Raw genomic sequence first — 17982 nt, forward strand, 5'->3', positions numbered from 1 at the left:
CGATGCGTCGAACCCCGCATCGTGATCGGGTCGGACATGCGTTCGTGGTGGGCAGGCACTATGCTCGCCGGATGAACCGCGTTCCCACCGATCCTGCATTCCCCACATGGCACCACTGAGCGGAACCCTGGTCGCGGCGGTGTCGCTGGCATGGCTGGCGTTCGTGTTTGGCGCTGCATTGTTCGCCGATCGCCGGCCGGCATTGCTGTCGCGTCATTGGGGCTGGATCTACGCGCTGTCGTTGGCGGTGTACTGCACGTCATGGACCTTCTTCGGCACCGTTACCCAGGCCGCGCGCTACCAGTGGCCGCTGCCGCCGACGTTCGTTGGCACCATCCTGTTGTATGCACTGGCCGGCACCGGGATGATCGGGCTGGTACGACGCGCACGCGAAGTGCATGCCAGCTCGCTCGCGGATTTCATCGCCGCACGGCTCGGTCGTGATCCGAAACTCGCCGCGGTCGTCACGCTGATCGCCATTCTCGGCTTGATCCCGTATATCGCGCTGCAACTGAAAGCGGTGGCGATGGCCTACGGGTTGTTGACGCACGGCATCAACGGCGGATCGAACATCGGCGGCAGTTCCATCGATATCGGACTGGTGATCGCGCTGGTGGTCGCGGCGTTTACCATGTTGTTCGGCACGCGCCGCTCCGACATCGGCTGGCACAACCGCGGACTGGTCTTCGCAGTGGCGATGGAGTCGCTGTTCAAACTGGCGGCGATGCTGGCGCTTGGGTTGTTCGTGGCGACGCATCACGGCGATATCGCGACGCACACGGCGATGCCGCCGCCGCACGATCGCCAGGGATTCGCGCCACTGGTGGTGCTTGGCGTGCTGGCGATGTTCACCTTGCCGCACCAGTTCCACGTCGGCGTGGTCGAATGCCGGCAGGAATCGCATCTGCGCACCGCGCGCTGGCTGTTTCCGCTCTACATGCTGTTGATCTCGCTGCCGCTACTGCCATTGGCGCGCATGGGTCATGCCGAATTCGCCAACGGCCTAGTCAGTTCCGATCTCTACGTGCTGGCGCTGCCGATGGCGCACGGCATCAACGGACTGGCGTTGTTTGCCTTCCTCGGCGGCATGGCGGCGGCCACCGGCATGGTGGTGATCAGCCTGCTGACATTGAGCCTGATGATCGGCAATCACTGGCTGGCGCCGGGATTATTGCGCGGTGCGTGGGCGCGCGGCGCTGGCGATCTGCGTGGTCGCGTGGTGATGCTGCGGCGTATCAGCATCGTCCTCATCGTGTTCTTGGCTTGGGCCTACGGTCGCGCGGTGGCGGGCGAGGTCGCATTGGCCGATGTCGGTGCGGTGTCGTTCTCGGCATTGGCCACCCTGGCGCCGGCGATGGCGCTGGCGGTGTGGCAACCGCAGACGCCACCACGCGCGGTGATATTCGGGATCATTGCCGGATTCATGGCGTGGGCATGGGCGATGCTGGTGCCGCTGCTCGGCGATGCCGGTTGGGTATCGCGATCATTGGTGGAAGAGGGACCGTTCGGCTGGCACTGGCTCGCCCCCGATCATCTGCTGTCGCTGACAAGCTGGGGACGCCTGGGTCGCGCGCTCGGCGTCAGCCTGCTGGTGTCGACGGCGGTGACGTTCGCGGTGTCGCTGTGGTTGCCGCGCCAGCAGCGCAGGGAGCTGGAGCGTTTCGATGCGGCGACATTGCGCAATGCCGGCATGCGTTTCCTCGGCCCGGAGCGGATCGCACTGTTGCTGGCCGATGCGCCGGCGAAAGGCGCGGTGCCACTGGAAGTCTCCGATGCGGTGGAACGCGAACTGGCCGCGGTGCTCGGCAGTGCTTCGGCGCGATTGTTGCTCGATACCGCGCGACGCACATCCAGCGCAGAACTGCACACGGTCGCGATGATCGTCGATCGCGCGTCGCGGGATCTCAACTTCAACCAGCGCGTATTGCAGGGTGCATTGGAGAACATGAGCCAGGGCATCAGCGTGGTCGACGCCGATCTCAGGTTGGTGGCATGGAATACGCGTTACCAGGAGTTGTTCGGATTCCCCGACGGTTTGCTCGAGGTGGGCATGCCGGTGGTGACGGCGAGTCGCTGGGCGCTGGGTTGGATGAAGCATCCCGGCGATCACGAAGCCGCGTTGGCGAAGCGGCTCGATCACATGCGTGCGGGAACGCCGCATCTGTCGGAACGGGTGTTTCCCAATGGCAGCATCATCGAGATCCGCGGCAATCCGATGCCGGGCGGCGGATTCGTCGCCACTTTCACCGATGTCACCACGTTCCGGCGCACCGAAAGCGAACTGCAGGACATCAACGCGACACTCGAGGATCGGGTGGATGAACGCACGCGCCTGCTTGACGCCGCGCGCGCCGATGCCGAACGCGCCAACGATGCCAAGACGCGCTTTCTCACTGCGGTCGGCCACGATCTGCTGCAGCCATTGCACGCCGCGCAATTGTTCGCCGATGCGTTGACGCAGCAGCTCGACGATGGCGAGCAGCGCCGGGTGGTCGGCCAGATCCACGACGCGCTCGATTCCACTACCGACCTGCTCACTGGCCTGTTCGACATGTCGCGGCTGGAAGCGGGTGGACTGGCGCCGGAGCCGCGCACATTCCAGTTGTTGGAAGTGCTCGACCCGCTGGCAGCGCAATTCGCCGCATTGGCGCAAGCGCGCGGGCTGCGTTTTCGTTATCGCCCGACGCGCGCCTGGGTGCGCAGCGATCCGCAACTGCTGCGACGCATCCTGCAGAACTTCCTCGCCAATGCCGTGCGTTACACCGCGAATGGTTCGGTATTGCTTGGCGTCCGCCACGCGCGATCGGGGATGTTGCGGCTCGAAGTCCACGACACCGGGCCTGGCATCGCGGCGGATCAGCAGGCGGTGATCTTCGAGGAATTCCGTCGTGGCGATGGCGTGCCGGGACAAGGGCTTGGGCTGGGATTGGCGATCGCCGATCGTCTCTCCGGATTGTTGGACGCGCCACTCGGGCTCCACAGTCGCCTCGGGCGTGGCAGTGTGTTCACCATCGGCATTGCACGCGCGAAGGCGGCCAAAACGACGCAGCTGACCACCGCTGGTCGCGACGCACGGGTGACACGCATCCTCGCCGTCGACAACGATCCGCAGTCGCTCGATGCGCTGGTGACGGTGTTGCGCAGTTGGGGCTATGAAGTGATGACGGCGATGGATCTGCCATCGGCGATCGCCGCGATGGAATCGGGCGGCATCGATGCCTGGTTGTTCGACTATCACCTCGATGACCGGCTGACCGGCGTCGCCCTGCATGATGCGTTGGCGCAGCGCTTCGGCGAATGTCCCACGCTGATCCTGAGCGCCGATGACGGCGGCGCGACCCGCCGTGATGTCCTCGAGCACGGGTTGACCTTGTTGCGCAAGCCGCTGCGACCGTTGGCGCTGAAGTCGGTACTGGACCGCGTGTTGGCGGCGGCAGTGTAGGTGCGCGTCGACTGGCTGCCGTCATCCCGAGCGCAGAGAGGGATCCGCTTTATCGCGCCCGGCTTGGCACCAGCGCGCCGTACCTATGTGGCCGACAGGCGCTGCCGGGCGGGGAGCTTTTCATCGTTTCGATGAAGCTATAACACGCGATGCAGTTGCTCTTGCGAGTCGCAACAACACGCGCGCGGCAAGTGGGTGCGCCAGTCCGATGCGCGGGCATACGAGGCATGGGTGAGGAAGCGCTGTTTACGCGGCATGCCGCGTGGCGATTCCGAACGCCCCGAGCGCTGCGAGGGGCCGGACCGCGCAGCGGCCGAGTCGAGCCTACATGGATGTATTCACGGCGTCCCGCGCATTGGAGCTGGTCACCCACGCCAGCCAGCGCGTGCGATGCTCTTGACACTCAGCCAACGTGTGTCATTCAACCCACCGGCATATGCCGACTGGGATCGCCCAGTTCCAGCTCACGCAACACCACGCCGGCCTGCGTGCGGTTGCGCACGCCGAGGCGCTCGAAGATCGCGGTGATGTGCGCCTTCACCGTGCGTTCCTGGATATCGAGGCGATCCGCGATCTGCTTGTTGAGCAATCCTTCGGCGACCAGTTGCAACACGCGGAACTGCTGCGGCGAGAGACTGGCGAGTCGGGTGGCGAGGGCGCGATCATCCGGCGACGATTGCGAGTGCTCGACGGAAGCGCGCAGGCTGGCCGGCAGCCAGCGCTCACAGGCCAGCACGGCGCGGATCGCGGCATGCAGTTCATCGAGGCCGGATACTTTCGGCAGGAATCCGGCGGCGCCGTGGTCCAGCGCGCGGCGGATCACCCGCGGGTCGTCGTTGGCCGAGACCACGATCACTGCGACGTGCGGGTATTGTGCGCGGATCGCTGCCAGCCCGGTCAGGCCATGATTGCCCGGCATATGGATGTCGAGCAGCACCAGGTCGATGTCGGAATGTGCATCGAGCGCGGCCAGCGCCGCATCCAGTGAATCGGCTTCGTGCATCCGCATGTCGTCCACGGCGTCGGCTGCGACCTGTTTCAAGGCCGCGCGAAACAGCGGGTGGTCGTCGGCGATCAGCACGGTGGGCATCGCGCCCAGCCTAGCAGTCACTGGCGATCGCTGCCTTGCACCAAAGTACGATGCGGGCCGGCGTGCGAAAAGCTATTGTCACGAGATGCGCCCGCTCATCCTCCTGCTTTCCGCCCTCGTGACCGCCGCTTCTGCCACTGCCGCCACGCGCCCGAGACACGCCATCAGCAAAAACACCATGGACACAACGCAGGTCAACATCACCGAGCATCGCAATGGCGACGACCTCCTCACTGCAGGACTCGGGCTCGACGGTTTGCGGGCGATGACACCGCCGGCGTTCGCCGATGCCTTGCATCCCACCGCAGTCGAACGCCGTCGCCGCGCGATCTGGTCGAACTGGCGCGGCATCGCCGATCTCTCGCCGAATGGTGGCTATGGCAGCGTGTATGGCAGCACCGCCGACGTGCCCGGGCGCGAATTCACGACGCTGCTCACACTACCCGGCGCGCATGCGCCGCACCGCGTGGTGCTGCAATTGCCCGATGCCTTCGACACCCGCAAACGCTGCGTGGTGGTTTCGGTGGCGTCGGGTTCGCGTGGCGTCTATGGCGCGATGGCGGTGGGCGCGGCATGGGGCCTGCCGAAGGGTTGCGCCGTCGTCCACACCGACAAGGCCGCCGGCACCGATTATTTCGATATCGACGCCAACGAAGGTGCGGACGCCGATGGTGCGCGCGTTCCCGCCGATGTCGCGATCGCCTTCAAGCCGCAACTCGCCGCAGGTGCCAGCGGTGTCGCCTTCAAGCACGCGCATTCCGGTGACAACCCGGAAGCCGATTGGGGGCGTCACGTCAAACAGGCGGCAGAATTCGCCCTGCGCATGCTCGATCAAACCTATCCCGCGCAGGCGCCGTTCACGCCACACAACACCAGGATCATCGCCACCGGCATTTCCAATGGCGGTGGTGCGGTGTTGCGTGCGGCGGAACTAGAAGGCGATTGGCTGGATGGCGTGGTTGCCGGCGAACCCAATATCCACGTCGAGGGCGGTCGCGCGTTGTATGACGTCGCCACCGAAGCGGCATTGCTGATGCCCTGCGCCTTGCTTGACATGCCGGCGGAGTCGTTGCCGCAACCGCCGTTGCGTGCACAGGTGGAACCGTTGTGGACGCAACGTTGTGCCAGCTTGAAATCGCTGGGAATGATCGAAGGCGAGACGGTTGCGCAGCAGGCGGCGTCCGCGCATGCGCAGTTGCGCGCGAAAGGTTGGAGTGATGGCGCATTGCATGGTGGCGCGGCATCGGTCGGATTCGACCTGTGGCGTGCGGTCGCGGTTGCATATGCCTCCGCCTATGGTCGTTATCGCGCCGGTGAACATCCCTGCGGATTCAACTATTCGGCCATCGGCAGCGATCTCAAGCCGCGGCCGACCACGCCGGCCGAACGTGCAGGGTGGTGGAGCGATGGCAGCGGTATTCCGCCCGGCAACGCCATCGGCCTGATCGATCCGAAGATGGCCATGCCCGATCCGACGCTGGTCGGAGAACGTTGCCTGCGCGAGTTGTGGACCGGCACCGGCGCCGATGCACAGCGCGTGCGCAAGGGTGTGGCGGAAACGCAGGCAAAGACGCCGCGCAAGGGTTTCCCGATTCTCGTCATCCACGGCAGCGACGATGGCCTGGTGCCGCCGGCTTTCACCAGCGCGCCATGGGTCGCCGCCGCACGCGCCGCCGGGCGTCCGGTCGGGTACTGGACGGTCGCGCGCGCCGAACACTTCGATGCCTTCCTGGCATTCCCGTCGTATGCGCAACGCTTCGTGCCATTGCTGCCATACATGTATGAGGGACTGGACCGCGTGTGGGCGCAGATCGAAGGACAGGCGAAGCTCGCCACCGATGATCTCCACATCGATGCCAAACCGCGTGGCGATGCCGCATTGAGTCGCAGCGATCTCCGTCTGCCCGACTGATTTGCGGTTTTCACCGGCGCTCTGGCAGTCTTGCGGGATGAACACGCCCACACCCGACAAACCGCGTCATTTCTCCATGTTGCGCGAGTTCCGGCTCGCCGACTGGTTCACCTTGGGCAACGCCTTCTGCGGCACCGGCGCGATCTTCGCGGCGATGCGTTTCCTGCAGGATGACGTCAGTGGCGATCTGCTGGTCGGCATGGCGCTGATCCCGCTCGCTTTCATCTTCGACGCGCTGGACGGGCGCATCGCGCGTTGGCGCAAGGTCGCGTCCACCCTCGGACGCGAACTGGATTCGCTGGCCGATGTCATCTCGTTCGGCGTCGCCCCGGCGGCGCTGGCCTATGCCTGCGGCATGCAGGGCGGCTGGGACTGGATCGTGCTCAGCTACTTCGTCGGTTGCGGCGTCAGCCGCTTGGCGCGCTACAACGTCACCGCCGAACATTTGTCCGGCGCGGAAGGCAAGGTGAAGTATTTCGAAGGCACGCCGATCCCGACCAGCCTCGCATTGGTGGTCGTTCTCGCCATCGCCGCTTGGCAGGATCGCATCGGCAGCGATCTATGGGGCGGGGTGGTGATGCTCGGCCGCTGGCAGCTGCATCCACTGGTGCTGATGTTCGCGTTGTCGGGTTCGCTGATGATCAGCAAGACGCTGCGCATCCCCAAACCATGACGGGCGTGCAGCGGCGCCATGGACGACGCATGCGTGCGTGCTAGCATCGATCCAACCCGATTCGGAGAGCACGCATGAACTCGCCATGGCCCGCGGATTTCGAGCAACTTTCGCGTCAATACTGGACGGCCTGGAACGAGATGATGCGCAACGGCCGCATCGCCGGATCGCCGAGCGCGATGCCGGGAATGCAGGGAATGCCCGGGTTCGGTTTGCCGGGTGCAATGCCGAACTTTGGCGCGACGCCGGGTTTCGGCGCGATCCCCGGAATGGGCGGCATGCCTGGAATGGGCGGCATGCCTGGAATGGGTGCGATGCCCGGTATGGGTGGCATGCCGAACATGGGCGGAATGATGGGCGGTGCGCCTGCCGGCTGGCGCGAGGCGATGGCGTTCTGGAACAACGCGGCGATGGGCATTCCCGACAGCGGCGTGCGCAACGTCGCCGATCGCATGAACGCGCAGGCCAGCGTGTGGTGGGGCGAGATGCAGAAGCTCGCTGCGCAATTCTCCGCGGGGAATGCCGGTGCCGCGGAGATCGCCGCGCAATGGCGACAGGCGATGGATGGGCAGGGCAACCAAGCCGTGCTCGACATGTTCAAGGGCTTGCAGGGTGCGGATTCGCATAGCCTGGAAGCGTGGTACGACGCCGCGCGTCCGTGGATCGAATCGTGGCGCAGGGAAACGCAGAGCATGCTCGGCATGCCGACGTTCGGTTTGGCGCGCGAGCACCAGGAACGCATGCAGGCGTTGATGCAATCGCAGATGGAGTACCAGGATCGCCTGTCGGCTTACAACGCGTTGCTGCTCAAGGCCAGCCAGGATGCGACCTCGGTCTTCGAAACACTGCTGGCGAAACACGAGGAACCGGGCAAGCAGTTGACCAGCGCGCGCGCATTGTTCGACCTGTGGATCGATGCCGCCGAACAGGCGTACGCGAAGATTGCCTTGTCGCCGGAGTTCCGCACCACCTATGGCGACATGGTCAATGCGCAAATGCGCTTGCGCCAGCAGGTCCAGCGCGAGATCGAACAACTTTGCGGCGTGTTCGGCATGCCGACGCGCACCGAAATCGATGCGGCGCACCGCAAGATCGCCGAACTGGAACGGATGCTGCGGCGCCAGGCGGCAGGAACGAAACCGGCCAGCGAAGCGCCAGCCGCACGCAAGCCGGCACGCAAATCGCCGGCATCCACCAAGGCGCGTGCGCCATCGCCAACCAGCAAGACGACTGCAAGCAAACGCCCACGGAGCCGCTGACATGGCCGCAGCAGACGCGAAGAAAACCAGCCCGCTCAACATCACCCCGGAAGCGTTGGCGGAAGAAGCGATTGGCATGCAGTCCAAGCTGGGCGCAGGCTTGGAAACATTGCGCGAGGTCGGCGATTATGGCTACGGCACCACCGAACGCGAGGAAGTGTGGCGCGACGGCAAGACCGTGCTGTATCGCTTCCGTCCCAAGAAACAGGCGCTGGCACGTACGCCGATCCTGGTCTGCTACGCGCTGGTGAATCGCCCGTACATGATCGACCTGCAGGACGATCGCTCTCTGGTGAAGGGACTGCTGGAGCGTGGGCAGGATGTCTACGTCATCGATTGGGGTTACACCGATCGTTCCGACTGCTTCCTGACGCTGGAGGACTACATCGAGCGCTTCCTCGGTGGCGCGGTCGATTTCCTCCGCGACAGGCACGGCGTGCATGGCGTCAACCTGCTCGGCGTCTGCCAGGGCGGGGCGTTTTCGCTGTGCTATGCGTCGCTGCATCCGGAGAAGGTCCGCAACCTGATCACGATGGTGACGCCGGTCGACTTCCAGACCGCGGACAACATGCTGTCGAACTGGACGCAGGGCCTCGACGTCGACCTCTTCATCGACACGCTCGGCAATGTCCCCGCCGACCTGATGAATTATTCCTACCTGATGCTGAAACCGTTCCGGCTCAACATGCAGAAATACGTCGGGCTGGTCGACATCCTCGACAACAAGAAGGCGCTCGAGGATTTCCTGCGCATGGAAAAGTGGATCTTCGATTCGCCGGACCAGGCGGGCGAAGCGTTCCGCCAGTTCATCAAGCAGTTCTACCAGGGCAACGGTTTCGTCAATGGCGGCATCACCATCGGCGAACGCGAAGTCGACCTCGGCTTCATCGACATGCCGGTGCTGAATATCTACGCCGAGCAGGATCACCTGGTGCCGCCGGACGCCTCGAAGGCGTTGAAAGGATTGATCGGCAGCGAGGATTACACCGAGCTCAGTTTCCGCGGCGGCCACATTGGCATCTATGTATCGAGTCGCGCGCAACACGAGGTTCCGGAAACGATCCATACGTGGTTGGTGCGGCGTTCCCGTTGACCCATCGCATTCGATGCGGATGAACAACCTGCCGCATCGCTTGTTGCAACTGCTCGGCATGGCGTGGACCTTGCCGAACAGCCTGCTCGGCGTATTGCTGGGACTGGTGGCGATGCCGTTCGGCGCGAGGCCGCGTTGGCGTGGCGGGGATCTCGCGCTGGTGTTCCAGCATTGGCCGTGGGGGCCGGGCGGGGCGATCACCTTCGGCAATGTCATCCTCCATACCGGGGACACGCTCGACTGTCCCTGCATCACCTATGCGCAACGTGCGGGATTGGCGCAGACGCCGATGATCGTGCTTGGCGATCACGAACGCGCGCATGTCTATCAATACATGGTGCTGGGCGTGCTGTTCCTGCCGCTGTATCTGCTATGTGGCGGTGTCAGTCACCGCAATCGTTTCGAACAGGCAGCGGATCGCTACGCGATGACCGGCCGCGGCTGGTGGCCGTTTTAGCTGTTCAACCACTCGATTCCGTCAATCTTCGCGATTCCCAGCCCCGGCGCATCGCCCAGCATGATGTTCGCTTCATCGAACACCGTCGTTCCGTGCACCGGATTGAACGTGCACAGCGATGGGCCATCGAGATCGATTCTGGTGATCGTCGCCGAACGCGCCACTGCGACGTGTGCCGCTGCGGTGACGCCGATCGGGCCTTCCAGCATGCAGCCCATCATGCAGTCGACGCCGTGGATCGCGGCGACGTCGGCCATCTTCAGCGCGTTGGAAATGCCGCCGGCCTTCATTAGCTTGATGTTGATGATGTCGGCGGCGCGCGTGCGGATCAGCTCGATCGCCTCGCGTGGACCGAAGGCACTTTCGTCCGCCATCACCGGCGTGCGCACGTTCGCCGAGACTTCGCGCAGGCCATCGATGTCGTGGGCCTTCACCGGCTGTTCCACCAACTCCATCGCGACACCGGCATCTTCCAGCGTGCGGATCGCGTGGATCGCCTCGCGTGCGTTCCAGCCCTGGTTGGCATCGAGCCGCAGCGAAGCGCGTCCGGCCACCGCGGCATGCACCGCGCGCATGCGTTCGATATCGGTCGCCATGTCCTTGCCGACCTTGATCTTGAGCGAGGTGAAACCGCGTGCCAGTGCATCCAGGCTGTCGGCCACCATCTTGTCGATGCCGTCGACGCTGATGGTGATATCGGTGGAGAGTCTCGGTTCGCCGCCGCCAAGCAACTGGTACAACGGCGCACCATGCAACTGGCCCCAGAGATCGTACAGCGCGATTTCGGCCGCGGCCTTGGCGCTGGTATTGCGTTGCAGCGCACCCTGGGTGCGCGCGACCAACGCATTGAGATCGGTGATGTCGCCATCGATCAGCTGCGGAGCGATGTAGCGGCGGATCGCCTCGATGATCGATCCGTGGGTGTCGCCGGTGATCGCGGCGGTGGCCGCTGCACTGCCGTGGCCGACGTGGCCATCGTCGGTTTCGATCGCGACGACCACGTCCTCGACCTGTTCCACCGTGCGCAACGCGGTCTTGAACGGCGTTTTCAGCGGGATGCGCAACATGCCGAGGCGGATCGTGCGGATCTTCATGGCGTCGATTCGGATGCGATGCGGCAAGCATAGAGGATCATCCATGCGCGCAGCGATCGCCAAAAGAAAGCCCCGGCACCTTGCGGGTCCGGGGCGATCAGTTTGGTGGAGATGGCGGGAATCGAACCCGCGTCCGAAGGCACTCCATGCCCGGCACTACATGCTTAGCCCGGTGTTTGATCTCGAATGAAGGCAACACACCGTGCGAGGCACACCTTCATCCACACCCGCTTTGTTTTAGGAGCCGGTTGACGGGTCGCCGCCGGCCACGATCCTGTGATGATGACCCTACATCCACGAGCACAGGCACAAGTGGGTTCGGGGCTAGGCCTTAAGCGGCCAGAGCGTAGACGTCGTCGTTGGCGTCTGAGTTTTTGCAGCTGGATTAACGAGGAAAGCTACCCCCTCGGCATGCGCCAAGCGATTTCGCAACCCCCGTCGAATCCAGTGCATCCCCGGGAACTTTGTCTCGCTAGACCAAACCAGTATAGGGCAGAATCCCTGAATGCCGAGCCAGAATGAAGCCGCCGACCATTTCAACCAGCAGGCGCCGGTCCTGTTCGGCGTGCTGGCGTGGATCTGCGCGACCGTCATGGTGCTGCTGGTCTGGCGCAACGAGCAGGCAATCGCCCAGCGCGAGTCGATGGTCGAGTTGAATTCCGAGGCGGTACTGGTGGAATCGCTGGTGAAGCAGCGCCTGGACGCGATGGAGCTGATCATGCGCGGCGGTGCGTCCCTGATCTCCGGCAACACGTTGCCGACCGCTGACCAGTGGCAGGGCTATGTGTCCGGCCTTGACCTGGGGCAGCGCTATTCGGCCGTACTCGGCATCGGCTACGGCCCGTATATCAATCGCGCCGATCTGCCGCGCTTCCAGCAGGATTGGCGGGATCGGACCGGCGAACTGATCAGCATCCGGCCATGGGGTGTCCGCGCGGAATATGCACCGGTGCTCTTTCTCGCAACCTCGGGACCGGGGCAGGAGAAGCTCCTCGGCTTGGACATGTATGTCGAAGCGACGCGCCACGAAGCCATGCAGCGCGCCATGGAAAGCGGGCGGCCCTGGTTGTCCGGCCCGGTCACGCTGTACCGTGACACGACGGCCGTGCCAAGCATGATCTTCTATACCCCGGTGTATCGCGGTGGCGTGCGCCCGATGACGGTTGCCGCGCGCAGGGCCGAAATGAACGGCTGGGTCTACATCCCGTTCCGCGTGCAGCAGTTCCTCGACATGACCGTCAAGTCGGTCGGCCGCAAGATGAAGCTGCGGATCAGTGATGAAACCGATACCCGCAGGGAACTGGTGATCGCGGAGGATCCCGGCCTGACGGGCAGGGGCGCGTGGAAGCTGATTTCCCGAAGCGTTCCCCTTTATGGACGCATCCTGCGCCTCGACTTCTTCGGCGACGCCGACGTCGGCATCGAGCGCAGCGCGTGGGTGCTGTGGGGCGGCTTGCCACTGGCCCTGGCGGCCGGCGTGATCACCTTCCTGCTGGCGCGGACGCAGGCGCGTGCGCAGGTGTTGGCCCGCGACATGACACGGGCCCAGGCCCGCAGCGAAGCGTTGTTCCGCAGCGCGATGGTGCATTCCGGCATCGGCATGGCATTGCTCGACGACAAGGCTCGCGTCGTCGAGGTCAATCCCGCGTTCACGCAGTTGTTCGAACTCGGGGCGGATGCGTTGCGCGGAACGCATTTCTCCGACCTGCTGGATCAAGGCAGTGTTGGCCCGGCGGAGCAGGGCGAACAGAACGGAATGCGCCAGGAAATCCGTCGCTTCGCCCGCCGCAATGGCGAGTTGCGGCATGTGTCGCTGGTCTACGGCAAGATTCCGCAGGGGGACGGCGTCGACGTCAAGCTGCTGGTGCAGGCGGAAGACATCTCCGAGCGCGTCCGCAACGAAGCCCGTATCCGCGCGCTCAACCGCACGCTGGAATTGCGCGTGGATGCGCGTACCCGCGAATTGAGTGAAGCCAACCATCAATTGGAAACCTTCGCCTACAGTGTCTCGCACGACCTGCGTGCACCGTTGCGGGCCATCGACGGGTTCAGCCGGTTATTGTCCGAACGCCATGCCACTGTGCTCGATGATGTCGCGCAGGGCTACCTGGCACGGATTCGCAATGGCGCGCGCCGGATGGACGATCTGATCGGCGCGATCCTGAAGATTTCACGCATCGGTCGCGGCGAGCTGCAGCGGCACCCGATCGATCTTTCGGCATTGGCGCAGGATGTGGTGGAGGAACTCGCGGCCACCGACCCGCAACGCAATTTCGAGGTCGAGATCGAGCCGGGGTTGGAGGTGGTGGGCGACCCGTCGCTGGTGCGGACGCTGATGCAGAACCTGATCGGGAATGCCTGGAAGTTCACCCAGGGCCGCGATCCGGCGCGCATCCACTTCGGCCGCGACCAGGGCAGTTATTTCGTCGAGGACAATGGCGTCGGCTTCGAGCCTGCCTATGCCGGAAAATTGTTCCAGCCGTTCCAGCGCCTGCATGGCGAATCGGAATTCGCCGGTCACGGCATCGGGCTGGCCACGGTGCGGCGAATCGTCGAGCGCCATGGCGGCACGATCCACGCGCAGGGCGAGGTGGATCGCGGCGCGCGCTTCATCTTCACCTTGCCGGACGTGCCGGTGGATCACGATGACTATCACGTATGAGGAAGGTTTACGCGTCCTTGTTGTGCCGACGCATCACCCGCAGTTTCTCGCGGTTCCAGTCGCGTTCCTTGTCGGCCTCGCGCTTGTCGTGTGATTGCTTGCCGCGCGCCAGGGCGATTTCCAGCTTGACCTTGTTGCCTTTCCAATACATCGCGGTCGGAACCAGCGTGTAGCCATCGCGCTGTATGCGACCCATCAACTGGTCGATCTCCTGCCGATGCAACAGCAGCTTGCGCTCGCGGCGATCATTGGCGATGACGTGGGTGGAGGCCTGGATCAGCGGGGTGATCTGCGCGCCGACGAGGAAAATCTCGCCATGGTTCACCAGTGCGTAACCATCACCAATGTTGGCGCGGCCCGCGCGGATCGCCTTCAGTTCCCAGCCTTGCAGGGCCAGGCCCGCCTCGACGCGCTCTTCGAGGTGGTGTTCGTGGCGCGCGCGCTTGTTCAGCGCGATCGTGCCGCCGTTTGCCTTATCCTTGCCGCCTTTCCCGGGCGATTTCTTCTGATCCGCAGTCTTGCTCATGCGCCTATTGTCGCATTTGCAGCCGCGCCGCAGCCGACATGACGACGACCATCGAACGCAGTGCCCTCGTGGCCCATTCCGCCGAGACCATGTTCGACCTGGTGGATGCCGCGGAACACTATCCCGAGCGCTTCGGCTGGTGCCAGGCCGCCGACGTCGAACGCATGGACGATGGGCATTACGTTGCGCGACTCGATGTCGGGCTGGGGCGTTTCAAGACATGGTTCAAGACCGAGAACAGCAGTGAGCGCCCGCAGCGCATCGACATGCGCCTGGTCGATGGCCCGTTCAAGACGCTGGAAGGCCATTGGCGCTTCCTGCCGCTCGATACCCATGCCTGCAAGGTGACGCTGGAATTGCGCTTCGAGCCGGCCTCGTCGCTGCTGGGTCCGGTTTTGGCGTTGGGCCTGCAGAACCTCGCCAATCGCATGGTCGATGATTTCATCCGCGCGGCGAACAAGGCGGGAACGCCATGAAGGCCGATGCCATCAAGGTCGAAATTATCGTGGCGTGGCCGCATCGCAGTGAACGCCGTGTGCTGGAGCTACCGGCTGGTGCGCATGTCGAAGACGCGATCGCCGCGTCGGGATTCGAGTCGCTGGAAGAGATCGCCGGTGTCGCGGTGTTCGGCCAGCGGGTGACGGCGCGTCACGTCCTCGTCGATGGCGATCGCGTGGAGCTGTTGCGTGGTTTGAAGATCGATCCCAAGGCTGCGCGTCGCGCGCGTGCCGAGATCCAGCGCGACGCCGCCCGAAAAGAGCGCCGCGGCGTACGTTGACTTACTCGCCGCTGTCGCTGCTGTCGCCGCCGCCGTTCTTCTTCTTGTCCTTGCGCAGGTTTTGGCCAAATATCTTGTTGGCATTCTTCGCCAGCTGTTCGTCCTGCTCGGCAAAGTAGTTGCCATCCCACTTCGTCACCAGATCATTCTCGAAGTAGACGGTGAAGTTCTTGATCTGGGTCTTGCCGGTACGGCCCACGCGTTCGGTGCTGGTGTAGTCCCAGCGATTGTGGTGGAACGGATCCTGGATCGACGGCAGGCCGATCAGTTGGCCCACCTGTTCCTTGGACATGCCGGCCTGCAGCTGCTCGACCTTGGTCTTCTCCATCAGGTTGCCCTGGTATACGGGCTGGCGATAGAGGCAGCCGGTGAGGGCGATGGCGGCGAGGCTGGCAAGCAGGAATGTACGCATGTGAACGGAAGGCGGCGTGGAATTCGAGGATGATACACGTCCCCGTCCTGCCGGCACCGTGCGCTGGCGGGAACGGTTCAGCCACCCGAAACGGAGAATGTGATGGAAACCCGCGACCTGCGCAGCCTGGGCTTCAAGGTGACCCAGCCGCGCCTGCGCGTGCTCGAGTTGCTGGAGCGGGCCAAGCCGCGCCACATGACGGCGGAGGAGATCTATCGCGCGTTGCTGGAGGCTGGCGACGACATCGGGCTGGCGACGGTGTACCGCGTGCTGACGCAGTTCGAGGGCGCGGGGTTGGTGCTGAAGCACAATTTCGAGGGTGGCCACGCGGTGTACGAGCTGGATCGCGGCACCCATCACGATCACATGGTGGATGTGGAGACGGGCAAGATCATCGAGTTCACGTCACCGGAAATCGAGGCGCTGCAGCGCGAGATCGCGGCGAAGCACGGATATGCGCTGGAAGATCACGCGCTGGTGTTGTATGTGCGCAAGGTGGGGCAGAAGTAGGCGGAACTCCTCGCGCCCGGCGTGCGCCCGCTTGGGTGCCCCTATGACCGACACGCCGTGAATACATCCATGTAGGCTCAGCCGCCGCATCCATGCGGCGGAATGGTCGGCCATAGGGACCCACCGCGCAGGCGCTGCCGGGCGTTGGAGCGTTTCTTCGCTGCGATGAAGTCACAACACGCTCGTGCTGTCGCTCTTTGGCGAGCCGCCACAACACGCGCGCGGCCAGTGGGCGGTCTGCCTGATGCGCGGGCATACGAGGCATGGATGCCGAGTCGAGCCTCCATGGACGGATTCACGGCGTCCCGCGCATTGGGTCTGCCGCCCACGCCAGCCAGCGCGTGCCAATCACTCCGCGTTCGCATCTTCCAGCAGCTTGCGGGCCGCGCTGCGCGCTTCCTTGCTCACCGTCGCGCCGCCGAGCAGGCGCGCCAGTTCTTCCGTGCGACCTTGCGCATCCAGCGTGTCGAGCGCACTTTGCGTGATGCCCGAATCCGCCGACTTGCTGACGCGATAGTGCTGATGGCCGTGCGCCGCGACCTGCGGCAGATGGGTCACGCACATCACCTGGCAGCGCTTGCCGAGCTGGCGCAGCAGGCGACCGACCACCGCCGCGACCGGGCCGCTGATGCCGCTGTCCACTTCATCGAACACCATCGTCGGCACGCTGTCGCCATCGAGTGCGGCCACTTCGATCGCCAGCGCGATCCGCGACAGCTCGCCGCCGGAAGCGACCTTGCGCAATGGTCGCGGCGGCTGGTCGGGATTGGCGGTGACCAGGAACTCCACGCGTTCGGCACCGTGTGGATCGGGCGTGGAGCCGGGTTGCACTTCCAGCGCGATCTCCAGCAATCCGCCGGACATGCCGAGTTCGCCCATCAATCGCGAGACTTCGGTGCCGAGATGGCTGGCCGTCGCGCGGCGTGCAGCGGTCAATGATGTCGCGGCTTGTTGCCACTCGCCTGCGGCCTGCGCCATCGCGCCATCGAGTTCATCCAGCCGCGAGTCGGCGTGTTCCAGCCCGGCCAGTTCCTCGCGGATCCGTTCGCGCACAGCGGCCAGCGCATCGGGGGCGACGCGGTGCTTGCGGGCGAGATCGTGCAGGCGCGCGAGCTGGCGGTCGAGCTGCTCGAAAGCTGAAGGATCGAGCTGGCTGTCGTCGCGGATGCGGTCGAGCAGGGCGGTGGCTTCGTCGAGCTGAATGGCGGCAGCATCGAACATCGCATCGACTTCGGCGAGGCGCGGTTCGGCATCGATCACCCGTGCCAATGCGGCGCGCGCGGCATGCACCAGCGCCAGCGCGCCCGCGGATGCGTCATCTCCCAACACCTGCGTGGAGGCATGGCCGGTGGCCTCGATCAGTTCAGCGCTGTTGGCCAGGCGGCGATGGCGGGTCGCGAGTTCGGTCACCGCGTCGGCTTCGAGCGGATCGCGTTCGAGTTCCTGCAATTGATGCTGGAGCAGGGCGACGCGATCGGCGACATCGCCGCGCGCGGTCAGCAGTTCGCGTTCGCGCTGAAGTGCCCGCCAACGCTGCGCCGAGGCGGCGACGTTCGCCAGCAACCCATCGTGCTTGCCGACGTTGTCGAGCAGGACGAGTTGCGCCGGCTTCGACAACAACGACTGGTAGGCGTGCTGGCCGTGGATTTCCACCAGCAATCCGGCGAGTTCGGTCAGCTGCGCCAGCGTCACCGCGCGACCATTGATCCACGCCCGCGATCCGCCATCGGCGCGCAGCACCCGGCGGAGCAGGCAAGCGCCACCATCGTCCAGTTCCTGTTCGCGCAACCACGCCTGCGCGGCCAGCGCATCGGCGAGCGCGAATTCGGCCTGCAGTTCCGCGCGTTCGCTGCCATGGCGGACCATCGCGGCATCGGCGCGTTCGCCGGAGAGGAAGCCCAGCGCGTCCACCAGCAGGGATTTGCCGGCGCCGGTTTCGCCGGAAATGACGGTCATTCCCCCTCGGAATTCCAGTTCGGTGGCGGTGATGACGGCGAAGTCGCGAATGGTCAGGCGCTGCAGCATGGTGTCGATTCTAGGGGTAGTCGTCGCATTCACCGAGACCCGACGCTTG

16 protein-coding genes and 1 other RNA gene are annotated in these 17982 nt (G+C 64.6%); 10 read left to right on the plus strand and 7 right to left on the minus strand.

Annotated features, from left to right (window positions below; genetic code table 11):
• The first annotated feature begins 106 nt into the window (after positions 1-106).
• The gene (locus tag Lysil_RS11430; RefSeq protein WP_103075691.1) at positions 107-3442 is read left to right on the plus strand and encodes a hybrid sensor histidine kinase/response regulator; all 3336 of its coding nucleotides are present in this window, start codon (positions 107-109) and stop codon (positions 3440-3442) included.
• 421 nt (positions 3443-3863) lie between these two features.
• On the opposite strand, the gene Lysil_RS11435 is transcribed toward Lysil_RS11430, so the two are convergent.
• On the minus strand, positions 3864-4532 hold the full coding sequence (locus Lysil_RS11435) for a response regulator (RefSeq protein WP_103075692.1): 669 nt from the start codon (positions 4530-4532) through the stop codon (positions 3864-3866).
• A gap of 178 nt (positions 4533-4710) precedes the next feature.
• Here Lysil_RS11435 and Lysil_RS11440 point away from each other — a divergent pair, with 178 nt between their 5' ends.
• Both Lysil_RS11440 and Lysil_RS11445 read left to right on the plus strand, forming a co-directional pair.
• Positions 4711-6444: a 3-hydroxybutyrate oligomer hydrolase family protein gene (locus Lysil_RS11440; RefSeq protein WP_103076041.1), complete on the plus strand. Its 1734-nt coding sequence runs from the start codon at positions 4711-4713 to the stop codon at positions 6442-6444.
• Between the two features lie 37 nt (positions 6445-6481).
• Positions 6482-7117, plus strand: a complete 636-nt coding sequence (locus Lysil_RS11445) for a CDP-alcohol phosphatidyltransferase family protein (protein ID WP_103075693.1) — start codon at positions 6482-6484, stop codon at positions 7115-7117.
• Between the two features lie 115 nt (positions 7118-7232).
• Here Lysil_RS11445 and Lysil_RS13430 read toward each other — a convergent pair whose 3' ends face one another.
• On the minus strand, positions 7233-7397 hold the full coding sequence (locus Lysil_RS13430; protein ID WP_165782479.1) for a hypothetical protein: 165 nt from the start codon (positions 7395-7397) through the stop codon (positions 7233-7235).
• Between the two features lie 16 nt (positions 7398-7413).
• On the opposite strand from Lysil_RS13430, the gene phaE reads away from it, so the two are divergent.
• The 3 genes from phaE to Lysil_RS11460 are packed head-to-tail and all read left to right on the plus strand — an operon-like array spanning position 7414 to position 9926.
• Positions 7414-8376 (plus strand): class III poly(R)-hydroxyalkanoic acid synthase subunit PhaE, encoded by a 963-nt coding sequence (gene phaE, locus Lysil_RS11450; protein ID WP_165782480.1) that lies wholly within the window; start codon positions 7414-7416, stop codon positions 8374-8376.
• Between the two features lies 1 nt (position 8377).
• Positions 8378-9469, plus strand: a complete 1092-nt coding sequence (locus Lysil_RS11455) for a class III poly(R)-hydroxyalkanoic acid synthase subunit PhaC (RefSeq protein ID WP_103075695.1) — start codon at positions 8378-8380, stop codon at positions 9467-9469.
• Positions 9470-9488: 19 nt separating this feature from the next.
• A complete protein-coding gene (locus Lysil_RS11460; RefSeq protein ID WP_425477165.1) occupies positions 9489-9926 on the plus strand; it encodes a hypothetical protein in 438 nt (145 codons plus the stop codon).
• Here the strand turns inward: Lysil_RS11460 and Lysil_RS11465 are convergent.
• Together Lysil_RS11465 and ssrA are read right to left on the minus strand one after the other, a co-directional pair.
• Positions 9923-11020, minus strand: coding sequence for a dipeptide epimerase (locus Lysil_RS11465; RefSeq protein ID WP_103075697.1), 1098 nt, complete (start codon positions 11018-11020; stop codon positions 9923-9925). The genes Lysil_RS11460 and Lysil_RS11465 overlap by 4 nt on opposite strands.
• Positions 11021-11123: 103 nt before the next feature.
• Positions 11124-11477, minus strand: a transfer-messenger RNA (tmRNA) gene (ssrA, locus tag Lysil_RS11470).
• A 48-nt stretch (positions 11478-11525) separates the two neighbouring features.
• On the opposite strand from ssrA, the gene Lysil_RS11475 reads away from it, so the two are divergent.
• Positions 11526-13682, plus strand: coding sequence for a CHASE domain-containing protein (locus Lysil_RS11475; RefSeq protein ID WP_103075698.1), 2157 nt, complete (start codon positions 11526-11528; stop codon positions 13680-13682).
• A 7-nt stretch (positions 13683-13689) separates the two neighbouring features.
• Here the strand turns inward: Lysil_RS11475 and smpB are convergent, their stop codons facing one another.
• Complete coding sequence (gene smpB, locus Lysil_RS11480; RefSeq protein WP_103075699.1) at positions 13690-14208, minus strand: SsrA-binding protein SmpB; 519 nt, start codon at positions 14206-14208, stop codon at positions 13690-13692.
• A gap of 38 nt (positions 14209-14246) precedes the next feature.
• On the opposite strand from smpB, the gene Lysil_RS11485 reads away from it, so the two are divergent.
• Positions 14247-14684, plus strand: a complete 438-nt coding sequence (locus Lysil_RS11485) for a type II toxin-antitoxin system RatA family toxin (protein ID WP_103075700.1) — start codon at positions 14247-14249, stop codon at positions 14682-14684.
• A complete protein-coding gene (locus Lysil_RS11490; protein ID WP_103075701.1) occupies positions 14681-14986 on the plus strand; it encodes an RnfH family protein in 306 nt (101 codons plus the stop codon). The genes Lysil_RS11485 and Lysil_RS11490 overlap by 4 nt, the downstream gene beginning before the upstream one ends.
• 1 nt (position 14987) lies before the next feature.
• Here the strand turns inward: Lysil_RS11490 and Lysil_RS11495 are convergent, their stop codons facing one another.
• Positions 14988-15398 carry an outer membrane protein assembly factor BamE gene (locus Lysil_RS11495; protein WP_103075702.1) on the minus strand — a complete coding sequence of 137 codons (411 nt, stop codon included), beginning with the start codon at positions 15396-15398 and terminating at the stop codon, positions 14988-14990.
• Between the two features lie 102 nt (positions 15399-15500).
• Between Lysil_RS11495 and fur the strand changes: the two genes are divergently transcribed.
• Positions 15501-15908, plus strand: coding sequence for a ferric iron uptake transcriptional regulator (gene fur, locus Lysil_RS11500; RefSeq protein ID WP_103075703.1), 408 nt, complete (start codon positions 15501-15503; stop codon positions 15906-15908).
• A 348-nt stretch (positions 15909-16256) separates the two neighbouring features.
• Here the strand turns inward: fur and recN are convergent, their stop codons facing one another.
• On the minus strand, positions 16257-17933 hold the full coding sequence (gene recN, locus Lysil_RS11505; protein ID WP_103075704.1) for a DNA repair protein RecN: 1677 nt from the start codon (positions 17931-17933) through the stop codon (positions 16257-16259).
• Positions 17934-17982 lie beyond the last annotated feature (49 nt).

This window comes from Solilutibacter silvestris, from assembly GCF_002895945.1.
GTDB lineage: Bacteria > Pseudomonadota > Gammaproteobacteria > Xanthomonadales > Xanthomonadaceae > Solilutibacter > Solilutibacter silvestris.

What these genes read in the sequence shown, in the direction of transcription:
- Lysil_RS11430 (WP_103075691.1), top strand. Translation starts at nt 107, where the DNA reads ATGGCACCACTGAGCGGAACCCTGGTCGCGGCGGTGTCGCTGGCATGG.
- Lysil_RS11435 (WP_103075692.1), bottom strand. Translation starts at nt 4,532, where the DNA reads ATGCCCACCGTGCTGATCGCCGACGACCACCCGCTGTTTCGCGCGGCC.
- Lysil_RS11440 (WP_103076041.1), top strand. Translation starts at nt 4,711, where the DNA reads ATGGACACAACGCAGGTCAACATCACCGAGCATCGCAATGGCGACGAC.
- Lysil_RS11445 (WP_103075693.1), top strand. Translation starts at nt 6,482, where the DNA reads ATGAACACGCCCACACCCGACAAACCGCGTCATTTCTCCATGTTGCGC.
- Lysil_RS13430 (WP_165782479.1), bottom strand. Translation starts at nt 7,397, where the DNA reads ATGCCGCCCATTCCGGGGATCGCGCCGAAACCCGGCGTCGCGCCAAAG.
- phaE (WP_165782480.1), top strand. Translation starts at nt 7,414, where the DNA reads ATGCCTGGAATGGGTGCGATGCCCGGTATGGGTGGCATGCCGAACATG.
- Lysil_RS11455 (WP_103075695.1), top strand. Translation starts at nt 8,378, where the DNA reads ATGGCCGCAGCAGACGCGAAGAAAACCAGCCCGCTCAACATCACCCCG.
- Lysil_RS11460 (WP_425477165.1), top strand. Translation starts at nt 9,489, where the DNA reads ATGAACAACCTGCCGCATCGCTTGTTGCAACTGCTCGGCATGGCGTGG.
- Lysil_RS11465 (WP_103075697.1), bottom strand. Translation starts at nt 11,020, where the DNA reads ATGAAGATCCGCACGATCCGCCTCGGCATGTTGCGCATCCCGCTGAAA.
- Lysil_RS11475 (WP_103075698.1), top strand. Translation starts at nt 11,526, where the DNA reads ATGCCGAGCCAGAATGAAGCCGCCGACCATTTCAACCAGCAGGCGCCG.
- smpB (WP_103075699.1), bottom strand. Translation starts at nt 14,208, where the DNA reads ATGAGCAAGACTGCGGATCAGAAGAAATCGCCCGGGAAAGGCGGCAAG.
- Lysil_RS11485 (WP_103075700.1), top strand. Translation starts at nt 14,247, where the DNA reads ATGACGACGACCATCGAACGCAGTGCCCTCGTGGCCCATTCCGCCGAG.
- Lysil_RS11490 (WP_103075701.1), top strand. Translation starts at nt 14,681, where the DNA reads ATGAAGGCCGATGCCATCAAGGTCGAAATTATCGTGGCGTGGCCGCAT.
- Lysil_RS11495 (WP_103075702.1), bottom strand. Translation starts at nt 15,398, where the DNA reads ATGCGTACATTCCTGCTTGCCAGCCTCGCCGCCATCGCCCTCACCGGC.
- fur (WP_103075703.1), top strand. Translation starts at nt 15,501, where the DNA reads ATGGAAACCCGCGACCTGCGCAGCCTGGGCTTCAAGGTGACCCAGCCG.
- recN (WP_103075704.1), bottom strand. Translation starts at nt 17,933, where the DNA reads ATGCTGCAGCGCCTGACCATTCGCGACTTCGCCGTCATCACCGCCACC.